The organism is Cohaesibacter intestini, from assembly GCF_003324485.1.
GTDB classification, from domain to species: Bacteria; Pseudomonadota; Alphaproteobacteria; order Rhizobiales; family Cohaesibacteraceae; genus Cohaesibacter; species Cohaesibacter intestini.
In genome coordinates this window covers 205,781-223,169 of the sequence record NZ_QODK01000006.1, presented here as the reverse complement: position 1 = coordinate 223,169, position 17,389 = coordinate 205,781, and the positions used below count along the sequence as shown (strand labels likewise).

Below are 17,389 nucleotides of genomic sequence, written 5' to 3'. Positions count from 1 at the left end.
GGTCATGGCGAATGTGGCTGTGTGTGCGAGATGGAATGGATAGGTGTAAGCAACCAAATCCTACAACAAATCAACCATTTACACTACATTCGCCAGCCAAATTCCCGACCTTCATGCATAAGACGGGATAGTAATGGCTTATTAGATACTAATCTCGCCAAGGGGGTACGCGTTAAATCTCCGTCAATTATACTTACGGACCACGACGGGCGCTTCAACCTGAATCTGCAGAGAGATCGTATTACTAAATTTGATGATCGAATCTCGGACGCTCTAAGAGAAAGCATTGCTGCTGATTTGGTTGCTCAGGCTCTTGCCTATGCGCCAGAAAATTCACCTTTCGCAGCGCAATCAAGGGTTAAGAAAAGCCTTGCTACACTCAGCGCTTCATTTTCATTGGCCCCACTAAACTATGTTGGTTATTCAACAATAGATTTAAGTTCGCCATGGTGCTGGGAAGACAACGGATGGAAGCTAGCGGCGCCGACATTGGCTTTGAAAAAAGGTCGTCTGATTGCGATTTTTGAGAATTACGATATGAGCTTTCTGCAAGAAGACCCAGAGCATCTCTCCGACACATCTATCATTTGGGTGAAGACTGGAGCGTCTATGAATAATGCGAAAGACTTACTAGAAACGTTTCGGTTCATCTCAAGGAACCATCGCTTCTTAGGCAGGGGCGCCAGGGTGCATTTCAGAGACCAATCATTCCCCGTTGACTTTGTAATTGTTGTGTCAAATGGAGCTTTTAAAAAATTATGTGCCAGCAATCTGCCTAACTATCTAAAAACTATTGTGGAGTCAGCTCGAACACTGGATGGAGAATACGTGTGCTTGAGCAACCGAAGCGAAGAAGACGCTCTATCTGCGACGATGAAGAAGGGGCTCGTGTCTCAAGCTACCAACAGCTTTGCTTACACATTGTTGGGTGGCACCAACGAACAGAAGCCAGATGAGCACGATGTCTTTGCCCATTTGTGGCTTGATTTGATTGGCGAGGACGTAATTCCTATGAGTTTTGATGATCGGCAGAGCGCGTTTCCAAAAGCATTCGAACTTCTTGGATATCGAATCGCATTCTATCGAAGAAAATTGAAATGACCTTTGTACAGCAGCTGTTATTTGAAAATAGAGGTGTAACTTCTTCATAACGGCGTGCCTCGCGAGAAGCGGGAAGCTCAATTTCTGCTTTCGCAGGCGGGATACCTATTCTCGCGGGTGCAGCGAACTACTGCTTCCCGCCCCAGTACCCTCCGCTTTCTGATGCCTCAACGGGTTTTTACTTTTGAATTCCGGCCTCATAAAAACGTGACTACCCCGCCGGTCCGCGAACTGATGGGCCCTGAAAATTTGATGCCCCCCCCTCTGTATGCCACTTATATGATCAGACACCTGTACGATCCGTTCCCAATAATTCCCTTCTCACATGGCTATTATAAGTGTGCTGCTGGAGTACCGATCACGTGGGAGGCTTTGTTGGTGACGAGTACTTCAGCGGGACATATTGGGAGCGAAAATAAAATTGCGGTATTGGCCTGAAACCATTCTGGCTTCATTAGGTGCCGTTTAAGTACCGCTTTCTGTTTTTAGAGCGGTTTTTCCTTCCATCTATTCTGCCAGTCTCTGGTCGCTGGATAGCCGTTGCAAGGAATATCTGTCGATGCCCATTCGTGTGCTTTGCGGCCATACCAGTTTCCTTGTTTGGTTTTGACGATAAAACCGGCCTCTTCCAGCTCATCAAACTTACGATCAATCGTGGTTTTCGACATGCCCAAGAGCTTCGCCCCTTCACCAAGGGAAAGTCGCAATTGCCCATTGTTGGAGCCATTAAAGCGGCTGCGAAGCTCCAAGAAGACCGATTTTGCGCTGCCTGAAAGGCGTCGCCATGCCGGGTGGTGGAGCAAAGAATAGGGAAGGATCAGATACTGGCCTTCTGATTTAGAGCGGCCGTTTTGTTTATGTTTTCTATTTCCCATGGCTATCGATCCCCTGTTTTAGCGCCTAACGCATCGCGCTTTGCGATCTGAGCCTGTTGCCAGGAGAGGATCTCACTTTCCGCCCAAGCTACGGCCCTGATGCCCAGCTTGACCGGCTTGGGGAAGCTGTTTTCTTTCATCGCTTCATAAATTGCGCTCCTGCGTAGACCTACTCGGATTTCAACATCTGGCAATCGTAGGAACTTTTCGGTCATAACCGGTTCTCCTTGGTTTGTGATGTAACAAGGAAAACGGTAGTGGACGAATTGAGTTGGTTGATAAGTTGTCGCAAATTTTTGATTTTGAGAGAGTTTGTAAATTTCATTTGTAATGAAACATACATAACTCAATACTTTTAAGCTCAAAAATCCATTCGTATTGGAAATTGCAAAATTATTAATAGGCTCCAAACACAGCACTATATGCTGTTTGGCGGTTTTTCTTCCTTGTATCCTTCATGAAATCAATGCGAACTGGTTGGACTTCTGAGAGGCACGATAGAGCCAGAAACTTCTTTGCTCATTAGAAACTGAGACCAAGCGTTTAGTACGGCGCGACGTCTTTGCAACATGTCTGAGCGGCGATAGGCTCGCTCGACTTCTGAGCCGACTTTATGGGCAAGGCTGATCTCTGCCAAATCGCGCTGATAGCCCCTCTCTGCAGCCCAGTCTCTGAAACTGGAGCGCAGACCATGGGGCACTGCTGGGCGTTTGGAACGTGGATCGAGCCAACCTGAGTTGCCCTTCTCGGTTTCTGCCTGATGCATGCGGCGCATGACGGCGGAAAGAGACATGTCTGACATTTGCCCACCCTTCGGCGCGAAAAAGACGTAAGGAGAATTCTCCATCGTTGGCAAGTTCTTGAGAAGCTTTATCGCTGCATCAGGGTGAGGCACGCGATGCTCCTTAGCTGCTTTCATGCGCGTTGCTGGAATGATCCAGACAGGACCTTCTTTGGCTTTGAGATTAATCTCGTTCCATGTTGCACCTCTGACTTCACCAGACCAAGCAAGCGTCAAAGACAAGAACTGCAGAGCCGCGGCCGCCATGCCCTGCCGCTGATTGAGTGCGTCCCACCATGAGGGAATGTCAGCTAAGGCGATGGCTGGTTGATTGCCGGTCTTTGCCACCTTGGAAGGCTTGGGAAGGGCCTCGGATAGATTGCCTTTCCAGCGTGCGGGATTCTCCCCCCTCGCGATATCCCGCTACCGTGGCCCAAGACAAAACGCTTTCTATGCGTCCGCGCAGCCGAGAGGCAGTTTCTGTCTTTTCTTCCCAAATTGGATCAAGCACGCGAAGGACATCAGGCAAGCGAATGGATTTGACATCCATCATGCCCAGAACTGGAACGGCGTAGTTCTCCAGAGTTGAGCGCCATTGCTTCTTGTGCTTGTCGTTGCGGAATTCCTTCTCTTTGGCTGCGTGATATTTGTCTACGGCATCCGAGAAGGTGATGGTGCCTTTCTTGGCCAGTTTGTCGGCCAGAGGATCGCCTCCATTATAGACGCTGCGCTTGTTCTCAAATGCCTTGTCCCGCGCTTCTGCCATGAATAGTAATACGCTGGATCCAGAATTTAGCTCCGCTTTTATCAACGCGAAGAAAGAGGCCCGTACCCGATTTGTCGAGGTATTTTCCGGGTTCTTTGACGTTGCGAACAAAAACTGCAGAAAGTTTGGGTCCTAACATATACTTCCCCCGATTATTCCCCCAATAGGACGCGTAAGGGACAGTATTGCTGGAAGTAGATGGCGCCAAGAAGAAAATTAACGCAATGAAATCAATGATAAAAACGGACGTCAGCAATTCTTGACGGAAACACCAATGGCGCCCTTCCTCTCCGCCATTCTCCTTTTTTGCAAAAATTGTTTGATATACAGATACAACGCTGCGGTGCGTTGTTGATCCTATCAAGTCTGCAAGTGGATGCTCGGGTCACGTCCAACATGCAGAGTGAGGGCACCAAACAGGACCACTTCATTCTTCATATACGCCTCGCTTATTGTCTACCCAATGGCGGACGAGAGGGCGATCTTTGCCATTTGTGACGTTCTTCTGACGACGTTACGCTGATGATTTCTCGGTCTTTTTGATGGCGAATGGCTTGAGGCTGGCTGTGAAATTCTCGATAAATTCCAGTGCAACCATCGAAGGCTGCGCGAGCACGGGTCTGACGAGGGACAGCGTGTGTGGCAATTGCGGGGTGAAGGGTCTGAAATCGAGCCCTTTGCCGACATATTTCACGGCGTCCAATTCGCTGACAACCGATACGCCTACACCGTTGCAGACCAGCTCACACGCAGCTGTAAACTGGCGGATTTCGATGTGAGATCTCAGGATGACCTGGGCATTTTGAAATGTGTTGGAAAGCTTGCCAAAGAACACGCTGTCGCGTCTGGTATGGATGATCTTTTCGTCCACAAGGTCTGTCGGGGAGATGACTTTGAGGTCCGACAGTGAGTGATTGGCCGGGAAAACGCAAACGGTACGGATGTCTATATCCGTGCTTTCAACGGCCGGATGGCCGGAAAAGCCATCCGTGATGCCGAAATCATATTGCTCACCAATCATCCATTCGAGAATGCGCTCAGGGCGATCTGGTTCGATGGTCATGCTGACTCCGGGGCGCTCACCGAGGAACGCGGCGATCAATTCAGGCAAATGACTTGTCGCGAAGCCAGGCAAGCAGGCAATGCGGATATGGCCCGCTTTCCGATTGGTGATTTCGTGACTGACCTCGGAAATCTGCTGCATCAGCTCGAGGACATGGCGGATGTTCGGCAGCAGATACTGCACTTCTTGCGTTGGCACCATCAGGCCATCTCGCCGGTCAAACAGGGTGAATCCCAGTGCCTTTCCCAAGTCTGACAAGAGGCGACTGACCGCCGGTTGACTGATGCCCAGTTCGGACGCAGCCCCGGTCATGGAGCCGTGGCTATTCACAGCCATCAATGCTTCGAGTTGTCGCAATCTGAGATTTGGTTTCATCGGTGTCCCAACACAACTGGTGTTTTTCCTCAGACATAACATTGCATTATAAATTTATCAAATATGTAACACTTGAATTATGTTCATATGCGTGTATCGTGAGGACATCTAAAGGTGTCATTTCAAGTTTCTGCTGGGAAAACTGATGCCTGATGTGACGCACCTTGAAAGGTGCTTGGGAGGAAATATGTATACGAAAATGCTTGGTGCGCTCGCCATCGCGAGCACAATGTTCACGCCTGTCGCGGCAATGGCGCAAACAGAAGTCCAGTTCTGGCATGCTTTTACAGGCCGGTTGGGAGAACTGGTGAAAGCGCAGGTTGAAGAATTCAACGCAAGCCAGAGCGACTACAAAATTGTCGAAAGCCACAAAGGCAATTATTCGGAAACACTCAATGCCGGTATCGCTGCGTTCCGCGCTGGCGAACAGCCTCATATTCTGATGGTGTTCGAAGTCGGTACCGCGACGATGATGTCTGCGAAAGGTGCCATCAAACCAGTCTATGAAGTCATGGCCGAGAGCGGAGCCAAGTTCGACCCAGACGCCTATATTGGCGCAGTGAAGGGCTATTATACCTCGACAGACGGCGACATGCTGTCCCTGCCATTCAACTCCTCCACGCCGGTTCTCTGGGTCAACCGCGATGCCTTCAAGGCCGCGGGTGTTGATCCGGATACCGATCTGTCCACTTGGGAGAAAGTGGATGACGTGTTGGGCAAGCTGAAGGCAGGTGGCGAAGAATGCCCGCTGGTGACCGCGTGGCAGAGCTGGATCCATCTGGAGAATTTCTCCGCCTATCACAATGTACCATTCGCCTCCAAGGACAATGGCTTTGCCGGCCTCGACACCGAGCTGATGTTGAACGGCAAGGCGCAGGTTGCGCATTTGTCAAAAATGGGTGAGTGGGCCAAGGAAGGCAAATTCATCTATACCGGTCGCCGCAACGAAGGTGGCGCCAATTTCCGCGCCGGTGAATGCGCGCTGTTTACCGAAAGCTCTGCCGGATATGCCGGGATTAAGTCCGAGGCCAAGTTTGCCTTCGATGTCCGCTCCCTGCCATATTGGGAAGGCATTGCAGCCAAGCCTCAGAATACCATCATTGGCGGGGCGTCTCTTTGGGTTCTGGAAGGGCATGAAGCCGCAGAATACAAAGGTGTAGGCGAGTTCTTGAGCTTCTTGTCCTCCACGGACGTGCAGGCCAAGTGGCATCAGGATACCGGCTATCTGCCGATCACCAAGGCAGCTGGCGAAGCAACGCGGGCTTCGGGTTTCTATGACAAGAATCCAGGCACCGATGTCGCGGTAATCCAGATGACGGCCAACGAGCCAACCGCCAATTCCAAAGGCCTGCGCCTCGGCTCCTTTGATCAGATCCGCGGAATCATCGATGAGGAACTCGAAGCCATCTGGTCTGGCGACAAGTCTGCTCAGGAAGCGATGGACAGTGCCAAGGAACGTGGTGACGCCTTGCTGCGCCGGTTCGAGCAAGCCAATCGCTAATCCATCCAACTAAAGCGAAGCGGGCCAATGCGTCCGCTTCGTCCTCTCCATTGCAATGACGGGAAGTTACGGTGGAAAAACGCGTTACCTTTCGCGGCTGGCTGTTGCCACTTATTCTGATCGCCCCCCAAGTCCTGATATCAGCGGTTTTCTTCTTTTATCCCGCCGGGCAAGCGGTTTGGCAGTCTCTCTTCATTCCGGATCCGTTCGGTTTGTCGTCGCAGTTTGTCGGTCTCGGCAATTTTGAGTTCCTGCTTTCGGACAAATTCTATCGGGCCTCCTTTATCACCACCGCAGTTTTTTCTTTGTTGGTGACGCTCTGTTCGATGATCCCGGCCTTGTTGTTGGCCGTGATGGCAGATCGGCTGATCAAGGGATCCGGGGTCTATCGCACGCTGTTGATCTGGCCCTATGCGGTGGCTCCTGCCGTGGCAGGTGTGTTGTGGCTCTTCATGTTCAACACGCGTGTCGGCGTGGTGTCCTGGTATCTGGGGCAGCTTGGCTATGACTGGAACCATGTGCTCAATGGTGGTGAAGCGATGGGGCTTGTGGTGGTCGCCTCTGCCTGGGGTCGCATCAGCTATAACTTCCTGTTTTTCCTTGCCGCCTTGCAGTCTGTGCCCAAGGCCGTGATTGAAGCCGCCGCGATTGATGGCGCACGTTTCTGGCGGCGTTTCTTTACCATCGTCCTTCCGCTTCTGTCTCCGACCACCTTCTTCTTGCTGGTCGTCAACGTGGTCTATGCCTTCTTTGAGACATTCGGTGTCATTCACACCATCACTGCGGGTGGGCCGCAACAATCCACGACGATCCTTGTCTACAAGGTCTTCGCAGATGGATTTGTTGGGCAGGACCTTGGCTCTTCGTCTGCCCAGTCGGTGATCTTGCTGATCGTGGTCGGTCTGCTGACGGTGGTCCAGTTCAAATATGTAGAAAAGAAGGTGCACTATTAATGGCAAATCAGGTGCACGGTATGGTCGAGAAAAGAGGCGCAGGCCTCTGGTTGACCCATCTTTTTATGATCCTCGGGGTTTTCGTTATCTTCTTCCCGATCTGGCTGGCCTTTGTGGCGTCGACCGTCACCCAGCCCGAAATCGTGAAACCGCCCATGCCAATCTGGCCGGGCGACCAGTTCTGGGTCAATTACAAGGCGGCTTTGTTTGCCGGGGTCAATGTGCCTGTGGCGACCATGCTGTTCAACTCTCTGGTGATGGCCCTTGGCATTGCGATTGGCAAAATCATCATTTCGCTTCTGTCTGCCTTTGCGATTGTCTATTTCCGGTTTCCCGGTCGGACGATCTTCTTCTGGCTGATCTTTCTCACGCTCATGCTGCCTGTTGAGGTGCGCATCGTGCCGACATTCGAGGTGGTGGCCGGCTTTGGCATGCTCAACAGCTATGGCGGGTTGATTTTCCCTCTGATTGCGTCAGCCACGGCGACGTTCCTGTTTCGGCAGTTTTTCCTCACCATTCCCGATGAGTTGGCGGAAGCGGCACGGGTCGATGGGGCAAGTCCGATGCGCTTCTTTGTCGATATCGTCATTCCCATGAGCCGCACCAACATTGCCGCTCTGTTTGTGATCCTCTTCATCTATGGCTGGAACCAGTATCTCTGGCCGTTGCTCATCACCACCGATCCGGAAATGAACACCATCGTCATGGGCATCAAACAGATGTTCCCCTCAGGCGATGATGTCGCCGAATGGCCGGTTATTATGGCCACCTCCATTCTGGCAATGATCCCGCCCGTTATTGTGGTGGTTTCGATGCAAAAACTGTTTGTCCGCGGACTTGTCGACAGCGAGAAATAAAAAATGGCAACTGTAGAACTTAAGAATGTCAAAAAGAGCTTCGGCGCTGCGGATGTGATCCACGGGATCGACATGATGGTCGAGGATGGAGAATTCATCGTAATCGTCGGGCCATCGGGCTGTGGCAAGTCCACCCTCCTGCGCATGGTTGCGGGGCTGGAGACCGTCACCTCCGGAGATGTCCTGATTGATGGAGAGAGAGCGAATGACAAGGAGCCGATGGATCGTGACATCGCCATGGTGTTCCAGAATTATGCGCTTTATCCGCACATGTCGGTCCGGCAAAATATGGGCTACGGCCTGAAGATCGCCAAAATGCCGAAGGGTGAAATCGAGGCAAAGGTTCAGGAAGCTGCGAAATTGCTGCAACTGGAAGAATTGCTGGATCGCAAACCGCGGCAATTGTCCGGTGGCCAGCGTCAGCGCGTGGCCATGGGGCGGGCGATCGTGCGCGAACCCGCCTTGTTCCTGTTCGACGAACCCCTTTCCAACCTGGATGCGAAGCTGCGCGTTCAGATGCGCCTTGAAATCAAGGAACTGCAAGGGCAACTGGGCATCACATCCCTCTATGTCACCCATGATCAGGTCGAGGCCATGACCATGGCGGATCGGATGATTGTCATGAATGGTGGTTATGCCGAGCAGATTGGCACGCCCCTTGAAGTCTATGAAACCCCTCAGACCCTGTTTGCCGCCCAGTTTATCGGCAGTCCGGCAATGAATGTCTTCGATGCAACTGTCGACAACGGGATGATAAAACTTGGCTCGGCTGACATCGCAAAGGTCGCGCTCAAGGATGGCCCGGTCAAACTGGGCATTCGTCCAGAGCATTTGCTCCGGCAAGATGATGGGCCATTGACGACAACCATCCAGATGGCTGAGCCTTTGGGAGCCAATACCCTGTTGCACGGCCATGTCGCAGGCACCGGGGAGGTGATCACGATCAGTCTTGCCGGTGTGCATCTGAACAATCAGGGCCAACAGACGATGGCTTTCTCCGTTTCTCCTGAGGACATTCATCTGTTCGATCCGGAAACAGGGAGCCGCATCTCGATCTGAGGGCAGGACAGCAGGGTCGCCCATGAAGTGGGCGGCTAAGGCCAAGGGGGAAGGCGGCCAAAACCGATCTGTTCGGCGACGGTCAGCTCATCGCAAGTCTCTTCAACAGCATAGGAACTCAGTTCAAAGTTCGAGCAGTTGAAAGCGTGGGTGGAAGAGTTCCTTCTGCAAGTGCGTCGTGCCTGATTGCGATGGCTGTCATCGGTCGGATGCCAATTCTGGTCTCCATGCCTAGCAGAGCTGGACATGGACCAGATACTTCCGCCGACTGAAGTTTCATCTCAATTCTCGACTGGTCGTTGAGCGCGCGCAGTGCCTTCTGGTTCGGGCCAATTTTGTGCCGACTGCATCGATAGGCTGAGCATGGTTGGTCATAAAAACACCCACCCGCTGCAATGGACGTCCGTGGTTGGGGCCAAGTGTCAGCGAGTGGGTGGCTTTCTTTAAAACCGGGTGCTGGTGATACCTCTAAAAACACACCACCAGCAGCCGATTGAGCAACGGAGCAGCCAGGGCGGAATGAATTCCATGACCCGAATGGCGCCCCATGTCGGCAAGCCGCGTCAGATTGCCAGATATTCCTCGCGCAGTTTCTTGTTGTCGAGCACTTCCTTGGCAGTGCCATCAAACACCACTTTACCGGTATCAAGAATGACCGCCCGGTCGGCAAGTTCCAAGGCGCGAATGGCATTTTGTTCCACGAGGATTGTGGTGATGCCCTGCATCTTGATGATTTCGAGTGTCTTCTCGATTTCGTCGACAATCACCGGTGCGAGGCCCTCATAGGGTTCGTCCAACAACAGCACTTTGATATCCCGCGCCAGAGCTCGTGCAATGGCCAGCATCTGCTGCTCGCCACCAGACAGCGTCACCCCTTCTTGCAGACGCCGTTCACCCAATCGTGGGAACAGGTCATATATTCGATCGAGGCTCCAACCGATTGGCTCGGCTATTTGCGCGAGCTTGAGATTTTCTTCCACGGTCAAACCGGGAATGATCCGTCGATCCTCAGGCACCAGAACCATGCCCGCCCGCGCTGCCTCGTGGCTGGCCATGGTGTGCAGATGCTGGTGATCGAGCCAGACTTCCCCATAGGTGAGGGCGGGATTGTCCAATCGGGCGATGGTTCTCAAGGTTGAGGTCTTGCCCGCTCCGTTCCGTCCGAGCAAAGCAAGAATTTCCCCTTCATGCACATTGAAGGATACGCCCTGAACAATATAGCTTTCGCCATAATAGGCATGAATGTCATGCACCGACAGGAAGGCCGGGGCGGTCGCTGCCACATTGGCCTGCTTGGAAAAATCGGGCCGCTCCTCTTCCGCTCTCGGAGAGGCTTCCATTGCAAGATCCGTCATGCTGCTTCTCCCAGATAGGCTTCCTTGACCTTCGGATGGCCTTTGATCTTCTCAGGCACATCTTCCACCAGTGGCGTGCCTTGCGCCAATACGGTAATGCGTTGGGCCAAGGAGAAGACCACATGCATGTCATGCTCGATGATGGCGATGGTGATGTCGTGCTTTTCATGGATCTCTTTGAGCAGATCGATGGTGTTGTTGGTGTCGGCGCGCGCCATGCCCGCCGTTGGTTCATCAAGCAACAGCAGTTTCGGCTGCTGCACGAGACACATGGCCATCTCCAGACGCCTCTTGTCCCCACGGGACATGGAGCCAGCCAACATGCCGAGCTTTTCGGTCATGTTGACCTCTTCAAGCATATGTTCAGCGCGTTCGACGATTTCCTTTTCAGTCGCAAGCGATCCAAAGGCATGCATACGAAAAGCGCCATCCCGTTTGGCAAAGCAAGGGATCAGCATATTTTCCATGACAGTCAGATCGGTGAAGATCTCTGGCGTCTGAAAGACGCGGCTGATGCCCATCTGGTTGATTTCATACGGCGTCCGGCCAAGCACAGGTTCCCCCTGGAAGGTCACCGTGCCGGTATCTGGTTCCAGTTTGCCGACCAGACAATTGAGCAGGGTCGATTTGCCCGCCCCGTTCGGTCCAATGATCGCATGAACCGAATTTTCGGCGATTGACAGATTGACATTCCCCAGGGCCTGCAACCCGCCAAACCTTTTGTTGACGTCTTTGACTTCAAGAATACCCATTTTTGTAGTCTCCATCAGGCCACATGGGGGCTTGGTTTGGGGTGATGTTCCGGATCTTTGGGGGGTACATCGGACTTCTTGCTCTTTCTCAGCCAGCCATAGATACGCTGTCCGCCTTCAATCAGGCCACCGGGCAGGAAGATGACGACCATCATGAACAACAGACCGAGGGTCAGGTGCCAGCCCTTGCCGATGAAGGGATGCATCAGAAAGACGATTGTATCTTCCAGCCCATCCGGCAGCGCCGAGAACCAGCTATGCAGGATGGTGTCGTTGATTTTGGAGAAGATATTCTCAAAATACTTGATGAAGCCTGCACCCAGTACCGGTCCCATCAAGGTACCTGCACCGCCCAAAATGGTCATCAGAACCACTTCACCCGACGCCGTCCACTGCATGCGCTCTGCACCCGCCAGTGGATCCATCGCCGCCAGCAAACCGCCGGCAAGCCCGGCATACATGCCCGAGATGATAAAGGCCGCCAGCGTATAGGGACGCGGATTGAGACCGGTATAGTTCATCCGGGTCTGGTTGGTCTTGATTGCTCTGAGCATCATGCCAAAAGGTGAGCGGAAGATCCGCAAGGACAGATAGAAGACCAAAATCGCGATGATGGCACAGAAATAGTAGCCATTGCTGAAGGTGAACTGCCAGCCAGCCACGTCGATCTTGGTGGATTCATTCATCACGATGCCGAAGAAATGCGGTGAGGTTGGGCTGCTGTCACCCATCAGGACCTGCGGATCATCGCTATAGACCTGCAGGCCTGTTTCACCATTTGTCAAAGGCGTTAAAACCGAATAGGCAAGGTTGAACGACATCTGAGCCATGGCGAGTGTCAGGATCGAGAAGTAGATGCCTGAACGACGCAGGGAAACATAGCCGATCAACAGGGCAAACAGACCGGACATCAGTATCGCCAACAAAAGTCCTGGCACCACATTGTAGCTCAGAAGCTTGTACATCCAGACCACAGAGTAGGACCCGATGCCCAGAAAGGCGGCGTGACCGAAGGACAGATAACCCGTCAGGCCAAACAGGATGTTGAAGCCGATGGCAAAGATCCCAAAGATGGCAAAGCGCTGCATCAGATCAGGATAGCCCGCATTGAACTGCGCCAAGGCAGAGCTTTCCGGGAAGGGCTGCAGCAGGATTGGCGTTGCCAGCGTCAGGAATATGACGATCAGGAGAAAGGTCGTGTCTTTCTTGGTTAAACCCAGCATTGATTATTCCTCCATCACGCCTTTGCGACCCATCAGACCGCGAGGGCGAGTCAGAAGGATGATGATTGCAACAAGATAGATGATGATTTGGTCGATCCCGGGAATGATCGACTTGACCTCGTTCATTGAGGCAAAGCTCTCAAGGACGCCGAGCAGGAAACCTGCCAAAACAGCACCGGGCAACGAACCCATGCCGCCGACAACCACCACCACGAAGGACAGAACCAGGAAGTCCATACCCATATGATAGTTGGGCGAGTTGATGGGCGCATACATCACCCCGGCGAGACCGGCGACAGCCGCTGCAATGCCGAACATGATGGTGAAGCGTTTGTCGATGTTGATGCCCAGCAGCCCAACGGTTTCCCGGTCAGCCATACCGGCGCGCACCACCATACCGAACGTGGTGAATTGCAAGAAGGCAAAAACCACTGCGATGATGGAAGCGGAAAACAGGAAATAGACCAGACGCCAGTATGGATAAATGATCGTGTTTTCGGCAAAGCCGATCATCACACCGAAATCGAGAGAGCCCTTGAAGATATCCGGCGCCGGGGTCGGGATCGGGTTTGCGCCAAAGAAATACTTGACGATTTCCTGGATAACGATGGCCAGACCGAAGGTCACAAGAATCTGGTCCGCGTGGGGACGCTTGTAGAAATGCTTGATCAGACCCCGTTCCATCACATAGCCGACAAGCAGCATGACGGGGATGGCAAACAGGATCGCCAGCGGCACCGACCAGTTGACAATGGTATTGCCCGCCGCTTCACCAAACCAGTCAACCACATAGGGTTTTTCAACCTTCAGCGGATTGCCCAGAAAGTCCTTCTTCGATGGATCAACGACGATGAAGGACAACGAGAGAAGTTTCTGCAGCGTCACCGCGCAGAATGAGCCAAGCATGAACAGGGCGCCATGGGCGAAGTTGACGACACCAAGGGTGCCGAAGATGAGTGTCAATCCCAGAGCGATCAAGGCATAGGCGCTGCCTTTGTCGAGACCGTTGAGGATTTGAAGAATGATTGCGTCCATTGGAAAGCCCGCATCGTTGAACACGGCGCGAAAAGCGCGCTGGTTCTAGTCCCAAATCAAGAGAAAGCCGTGCCGCAAATCTGCGGCACGGCCTATGGTCAAGTCAGCTTATGCGCCAGCGTTGCAGGCACCCAGCTTGGCGTCATCACCACCGAACATGGCGTGGTTCGGTGCATAGGTGACTTGGTCAACCGGGGTGACTTCGACAACTTCCAGCGTGTCGTAGGCCGTGGTTGGATTCTGCGCACCACGCACGACCAGCACGTCTTTGAAGCACTGGTGATCATCGGCACGATAGAGGGTCTTGCCGTTGCCAAGACCGTCAAACTCGAAGCCTTCCAGAGCTTCCGCAACACCGCACGGATTGAAGGTGCCAGCGCGCTCACAGGCATCTGCATAAAGCAGAACCTGTGCGTAGCAGGTCTGGGCGGAGTTGGATGGCGGACGGCCATATTTTTCGCCGAACGACTTAACAAAGGCTTTGGAGCCGGGATTGTCGAGCTGCCAGTTATAGTTCATCGAGCCCAGCACGCCCTTGATGTTTTCACCGGCGCCTGCCGCCATCAGTTCAGAGTAAAGCGGCACGATGATCTTGAAGTCTTTGTTGTTGACCATCTTGTCGAGCAGACCGAACTGAACAGCGTTGGTCAGGGAGTTGACCATGTTGCCGCCGTAATGGTTCAGCACCAGCACATCAGCGCCAGCATTGATAACCGGTGCGATGTAGGACGAGAAGTCCGTGGTTGCCAGTGGGGTCAACACGTTGTTGACAGTCTGCCAACCCATGGCTTCGGTTGCTGCCTGCATGGACTCTTGCTGGGTCCAGCCCCAAGTATAATCTGCGGTCAAGTGATAGGCGCGGCGATCTTTGCCGAGCTCATTGCCAAGGATTGGAGCCAGTGCAGCAGCGGACATGTAGGCGTTGAAGAAGTGACGGAAACCATTGGCTTTGCGGTCTTTACCAGTGGTGTCGTTGGAGTGGGTGAGGCCAGCCATGAAAATGACGCCTGCTTCCTGACACAGACCCTGAACCGCAACAGCCACGCCAGAAGACGAGCCACCGTTGATCATGATTGCGCCGTCTTTTTCGATCATCGAACGAGCCGATGCGCGAGCGGCGTCAGACTTGGTCTGGGTGTCACCGGTTACGAATTCAACCTTCTTGCCGAGGATGCCGTTGCCTTTGAGTGCCTTGGAGCTGAAGGTGTTAAGGCAGCCGCCGTCACCTCCGCCATTCAGATGCTCCACAGCCAGTTTCTGCGCCAGAAGCTCGTCTGCGCCTTCATCGGCATATGGGCCGGTCTGCGGTACGTTGAACCCGAGGGTTACGGTCGAACCGGTAGGGGCATTGGTAAATGCATTCGCGTTCGAGGTAAAAATTGTTGGCATGGCCAAGCCTGCGCCGATCGCCGCGCTGGACTTGATCACACCACGACGCGAAATCAAAAGTTTGCTCATTAGGTTCCTCCCAAAATGGTGATGGCCAACTCTCCTCAAAGCGGCCGGGATGTGACACACTCTCCTCAAAGCCCGTCACGTCGTCTTAATCAGACACTGCAAAGCTACAGAGGCTTTACCGTAGAACACCATAAGACTTTTGTTCGAAATGCCGTCACGGGAATGAGTATGACTTAATTTATGTAGCCATTTCAGGTGCTTGGATGATGCCTACGCAATTGGAATAAATTGTCGATTGACCGTTCTTTTGTGTAGCAATATTTCATTTTCGCCAATATTGATGAAATTATAAGCACTTTTGTCGAGGGGTTATTGTTAACGGCAAGTTCAAAAATGTGCGCAGTGGTGATGCGGAAATAACAATAAGAAGAATGACTTGATTCGATCTGCCATACGCCTCAGGCGGGCAAGCCGAGCGACGACTGGCAAGCAGGGCAGGCGTTCGGCTGCGTCTTGACGCATTCGGGTTGGGTCGTTACGGATAGCCAACCGGTTTGGCACGTATTTTCAAGCGGATCATGCGCAAATGCCATAACAAGGAAATAGCAAGAATGAGCAGCAAATTCGGCACAAGTGGTCTTCGTGGGTTATCTGAGGACCTGCTGGGATTTCCCTCCACCCAATACACCATCGCCTTTTGTCGCCATCTTCTGGCTGCTGGCCATGCAAAACCGGGGGATCCGGTCCTTGTTGGGATGGATTTTCGCGCTTCCAGCCCGGCCATCGCGGATCGGTGCGTCGCTGCCATCAGGAATTCTGGCTTTGAGCCGGTTTTTTGCGGGGCGCTCCCGACGCCAGCCTTGGCCTGCTATGGCCAGAAGCGACAGGCAGCATCTTTGATGATCACCGGTTCGCATATCCCGGCAGACCGCAACGGCATCAAGTTCTATTTGCCCTCAGGTGAAATTACCAAGCAGGATGAAGTTGCGATCTGCAGCCATGCCGCCAACATAGCCGAGGTTGGATCGACGCTTGAGGCGGATGTTGCGCATGAAGAAAAACAAGCCGTCGCACACTTCTCCGAGCGTTTGCAGGCTATTTTGCCTGAAAATGCGCTCAGTGGTCTGACAATCGGTGTCTATCAGCATTCGACCGTTGCCCGGGATATGCTTGTCGACATATTGCGCTTCTATGGCGCCACGGTCGAGCCGCTGGGACGGTCAGAGGACTTTATTCCGGTCGATACCGAAGCTGTTTCGCCCGAAACCCTGTCTCTGTTGGCCGGTTGGGCCGAGAAAGGGCGCTATGACGCTTTTGTCTCTGCTGATGGGGACGGAGACCGGCCTTTGCTGGCAGACGGGCAGGGGATTCCCTTGCGCGGCGACCTACTCGGTTTGATGACCGCCCGTTTCTTAAAAGCCGAAGTGGTTGTCACACCCGTCACCTCCAATTCCGGGATCGAGCGCAATGGTGACTTTGGTGTCTTGCGCACGCAGGTTGGATCGCCCTTTGTGATTGCCGGGATGGAACAGGCTCTGGCTAATGGGCGTGACCGGATTGTTGGGTTTGAGGCCAATGGGGGCTTTTTGACCGCGACCCGCTTCACACCAACCGGGACGTCGATTGATGCCCTTCCAACGCGGGACTGTTTCTTGCCCATCCTGTCTGCACTCTATCTATCAAAGAGCGAACGCAAACCCCTTTCAACCTTCGAGACCGCCTATCAGATGCCTGTGGCCGATGCAGATCGCCTGAAAAACTATGCGCAAGCCCGCAGTGGTGCGCTGATGTCCCATCTTTCAGCCTCGCGGGACAATCTGGATGCGTTTCTGTCACCCCTTGGCAAAGTCGCTGAGGTCAGCGTGATTGATGGATTGCGCGCAACGCTCGATGATGGTCGTGTCATTCATTTTCGCCCATCCGGCAACGCGCCGGAAATGCGCTGCTATGTGGAGGCTGCCGATGAAGGGGCCGCTAAAGCGCTGCTTGCTAAAGGGCTCGCTCTTTTGGAAGCGTTTGACGCCTGAGCATGACCAAGGGAACCAGACACGCGCGAGGTGGTCCTTCTGGGCCACCTTTCTTTTTGTCGCGAGAATCATTGATATTTCGCGCGTGACACGTTGACGCACCTTGGGTGGAGAGCCAGATTTCCTGCCGAATTTGGGGTGGGAAATTGATTAAAAAACGGGCAGTTCGACTGTGCAATTGCATAAACCATTCGTCTAGTAAGCAAAATCCATTGCTTTCGCGCTGAATAGCGGCGTCAACCCATGGACGGATCTATATAATTCGCCT

Annotated in this window: 16 protein-coding genes; 6 read left to right on the top strand and 10 right to left on the bottom strand. The window is 53.1% G+C overall.

Annotation, left to right across the window (positions count from 1 at the left end):
- The coding region (locus DSD30_RS18950; protein WP_198663054.1) for a hypothetical protein at positions 1-1,101 on the top strand (1,101 nt) is incomplete at its 5' end.
- 485 nt (positions 1,102-1,586) lie between these two features.
- Here the strand turns inward: DSD30_RS18950 and DSD30_RS18945 are convergent.
- The 5 genes from DSD30_RS18945 to DSD30_RS18930 form a co-directional block, all read right to left on the bottom strand.
- Positions 1,587-1,976, bottom strand: coding sequence for a helix-turn-helix domain-containing protein (locus tag DSD30_RS18945; RefSeq protein WP_114011298.1), 390 nt, complete (start codon positions 1,974-1,976; stop codon positions 1,587-1,589).
- A 2-nt stretch (positions 1,977-1,978) separates the two neighbouring features.
- Positions 1,979-2,191 carry a helix-turn-helix transcriptional regulator gene (locus tag DSD30_RS18940; RefSeq protein ID WP_114011297.1) on the bottom strand — a complete coding sequence of 71 codons (213 nt, stop codon included), beginning with the start codon at positions 2,189-2,191 and terminating at the stop codon, positions 1,979-1,981.
- Positions 2,192-2,439: 248 nt separating this feature from the next.
- Positions 2,440-3,105: a tyrosine-type recombinase/integrase gene (locus DSD30_RS21765; RefSeq protein ID WP_198663053.1), complete on the bottom strand. Its 666-nt coding sequence runs from the start codon at positions 3,103-3,105 to the stop codon at positions 2,440-2,442.
- Positions 3,065-3,634 carry a tyrosine-type recombinase/integrase gene (locus DSD30_RS21760; protein ID WP_198663052.1) on the bottom strand — a complete coding sequence of 190 codons (570 nt, stop codon included), beginning with the start codon at positions 3,632-3,634 and terminating at the stop codon, positions 3,065-3,067. The genes DSD30_RS21765 and DSD30_RS21760 overlap by 41 nt, the downstream gene beginning before the upstream one ends.
- Before the next feature lie 403 nt (positions 3,635-4,037).
- Entirely contained in the window at positions 4,038-4,961 is a 924-nt protein-coding gene (locus DSD30_RS18930) for a LysR substrate-binding domain-containing protein (RefSeq protein ID WP_114011296.1), read from the bottom strand.
- A gap of 187 nt (positions 4,962-5,148) precedes the next feature.
- On the opposite strand from DSD30_RS18930, the gene ugpB reads away from it, so the two are divergent.
- The 4 genes from ugpB to DSD30_RS18910 all read left to right on the top strand — a co-directional run bounded on the left by ugpB (position 5,149) and on the right by DSD30_RS18910 (position 9,331).
- Positions 5,149-6,462 carry a sn-glycerol-3-phosphate ABC transporter substrate-binding protein UgpB gene (gene ugpB, locus DSD30_RS18925; RefSeq protein ID WP_114011295.1) on the top strand — a complete coding sequence of 438 codons (1,314 nt, stop codon included), beginning with the start codon at positions 5,149-5,151 and terminating at the stop codon, positions 6,460-6,462.
- 71 nt (positions 6,463-6,533) lie between these two features.
- Positions 6,534-7,415 carry a sn-glycerol-3-phosphate ABC transporter permease UgpA gene (ugpA, locus tag DSD30_RS18920; protein ID WP_114011294.1) on the top strand — a complete coding sequence of 294 codons (882 nt, stop codon included), beginning with the start codon at positions 6,534-6,536 and terminating at the stop codon, positions 7,413-7,415.
- Positions 7,416-7,435: 20 nt separating this feature from the next.
- On the top strand, positions 7,436-8,272 hold the full coding sequence (gene ugpE / locus DSD30_RS18915) for a sn-glycerol-3-phosphate ABC transporter permease UgpE (RefSeq protein ID WP_114011329.1): 837 nt from the start codon (positions 7,436-7,438) through the stop codon (positions 8,270-8,272).
- Between the two features lie 3 nt (positions 8,273-8,275).
- Complete coding sequence (locus tag DSD30_RS18910) at positions 8,276-9,331, top strand: sn-glycerol-3-phosphate import ATP-binding protein UgpC (protein WP_114011293.1); 1,056 nt, start codon at positions 8,276-8,278, stop codon at positions 9,329-9,331.
- A 563-nt stretch (positions 9,332-9,894) separates the two neighbouring features.
- On the opposite strand, the gene DSD30_RS18905 is transcribed toward DSD30_RS18910, so the two are convergent.
- The 5 genes from DSD30_RS18905 to DSD30_RS18885 form a co-directional block, all read right to left on the bottom strand.
- The gene (locus tag DSD30_RS18905) at positions 9,895-10,686 is read right to left on the bottom strand and encodes an ABC transporter ATP-binding protein (protein WP_245418542.1); all 792 of its coding nucleotides are present in this window, start codon (positions 10,684-10,686) and stop codon (positions 9,895-9,897) included.
- Complete coding sequence (locus DSD30_RS18900) at positions 10,683-11,438, bottom strand: ABC transporter ATP-binding protein (protein WP_114011292.1); 756 nt, start codon at positions 11,436-11,438, stop codon at positions 10,683-10,685. The genes DSD30_RS18905 and DSD30_RS18900 overlap by 4 nt, the downstream gene beginning before the upstream one ends.
- 14 nt (positions 11,439-11,452) lie before the next feature.
- Positions 11,453-12,661: a branched-chain amino acid ABC transporter permease gene (locus tag DSD30_RS18895; RefSeq protein ID WP_114011291.1), complete on the bottom strand. Its 1,209-nt coding sequence runs from the start codon at positions 12,659-12,661 to the stop codon at positions 11,453-11,455.
- Between the two features lie 3 nt (positions 12,662-12,664).
- On the bottom strand, positions 12,665-13,696 hold the full coding sequence (locus DSD30_RS18890) for a branched-chain amino acid ABC transporter permease (RefSeq protein WP_114011290.1): 1,032 nt from the start codon (positions 13,694-13,696) through the stop codon (positions 12,665-12,667).
- A 108-nt stretch (positions 13,697-13,804) separates the two neighbouring features.
- Complete coding sequence (locus DSD30_RS18885; RefSeq protein WP_114011289.1) at positions 13,805-15,154, bottom strand: substrate-binding protein; 1,350 nt, start codon at positions 15,152-15,154, stop codon at positions 13,805-13,807.
- Positions 15,155-15,705: 551 nt separating this feature from the next.
- Between DSD30_RS18885 and DSD30_RS18880 the strand changes: the two genes are divergently transcribed.
- Positions 15,706-17,121, top strand: a complete 1,416-nt coding sequence (locus DSD30_RS18880; protein WP_114011288.1) for a phosphomannomutase — start codon at positions 15,706-15,708, stop codon at positions 17,119-17,121.
- Positions 17,122-17,389 lie beyond the last annotated feature (268 nt).

Excerpts from the sequence above, each read along its gene's own strand:
- DSD30_RS18945 (WP_114011298.1), bottom strand. The coding sequence starts at position 1,976 with ATGGGAAATAGAAAACATAAACAAAACGGCCGCTCTAAATCAGAAGGC.
- DSD30_RS18940 (WP_114011297.1), bottom strand. The coding sequence starts at position 2,191 with ATGACCGAAAAGTTCCTACGATTGCCAGATGTTGAAATCCGAGTAGGT.
- DSD30_RS18930 (WP_114011296.1), bottom strand. The coding sequence starts at position 4,961 with ATGAAACCAAATCTCAGATTGCGACAACTCGAAGCATTGATGGCTGTG.
- ugpB (WP_114011295.1), top strand. The coding sequence starts at position 5,149 with ATGTATACGAAAATGCTTGGTGCGCTCGCCATCGCGAGCACAATGTTC.
- ugpE (WP_114011329.1), top strand. The coding sequence starts at position 7,436 with ATGGTCGAGAAAAGAGGCGCAGGCCTCTGGTTGACCCATCTTTTTATG.
- DSD30_RS18910 (WP_114011293.1), top strand. The coding sequence starts at position 8,276 with ATGGCAACTGTAGAACTTAAGAATGTCAAAAAGAGCTTCGGCGCTGCG.
- DSD30_RS18905 (WP_245418542.1), bottom strand. The coding sequence starts at position 10,686 with ATGACGGATCTTGCAATGGAAGCCTCTCCGAGAGCGGAAGAGGAGCGG.
- DSD30_RS18900 (WP_114011292.1), bottom strand. The coding sequence starts at position 11,438 with ATGGGTATTCTTGAAGTCAAAGACGTCAACAAAAGGTTTGGCGGGTTG.
- DSD30_RS18895 (WP_114011291.1), bottom strand. The coding sequence starts at position 12,661 with ATGCTGGGTTTAACCAAGAAAGACACGACCTTTCTCCTGATCGTCATA.
- DSD30_RS18890 (WP_114011290.1), bottom strand. The coding sequence starts at position 13,696 with ATGGACGCAATCATTCTTCAAATCCTCAACGGTCTCGACAAAGGCAGC.
- DSD30_RS18885 (WP_114011289.1), bottom strand. The coding sequence starts at position 15,154 with ATGAGCAAACTTTTGATTTCGCGTCGTGGTGTGATCAAGTCCAGCGCG.
- DSD30_RS18880 (WP_114011288.1), top strand. The coding sequence starts at position 15,706 with ATGAGCAGCAAATTCGGCACAAGTGGTCTTCGTGGGTTATCTGAGGAC.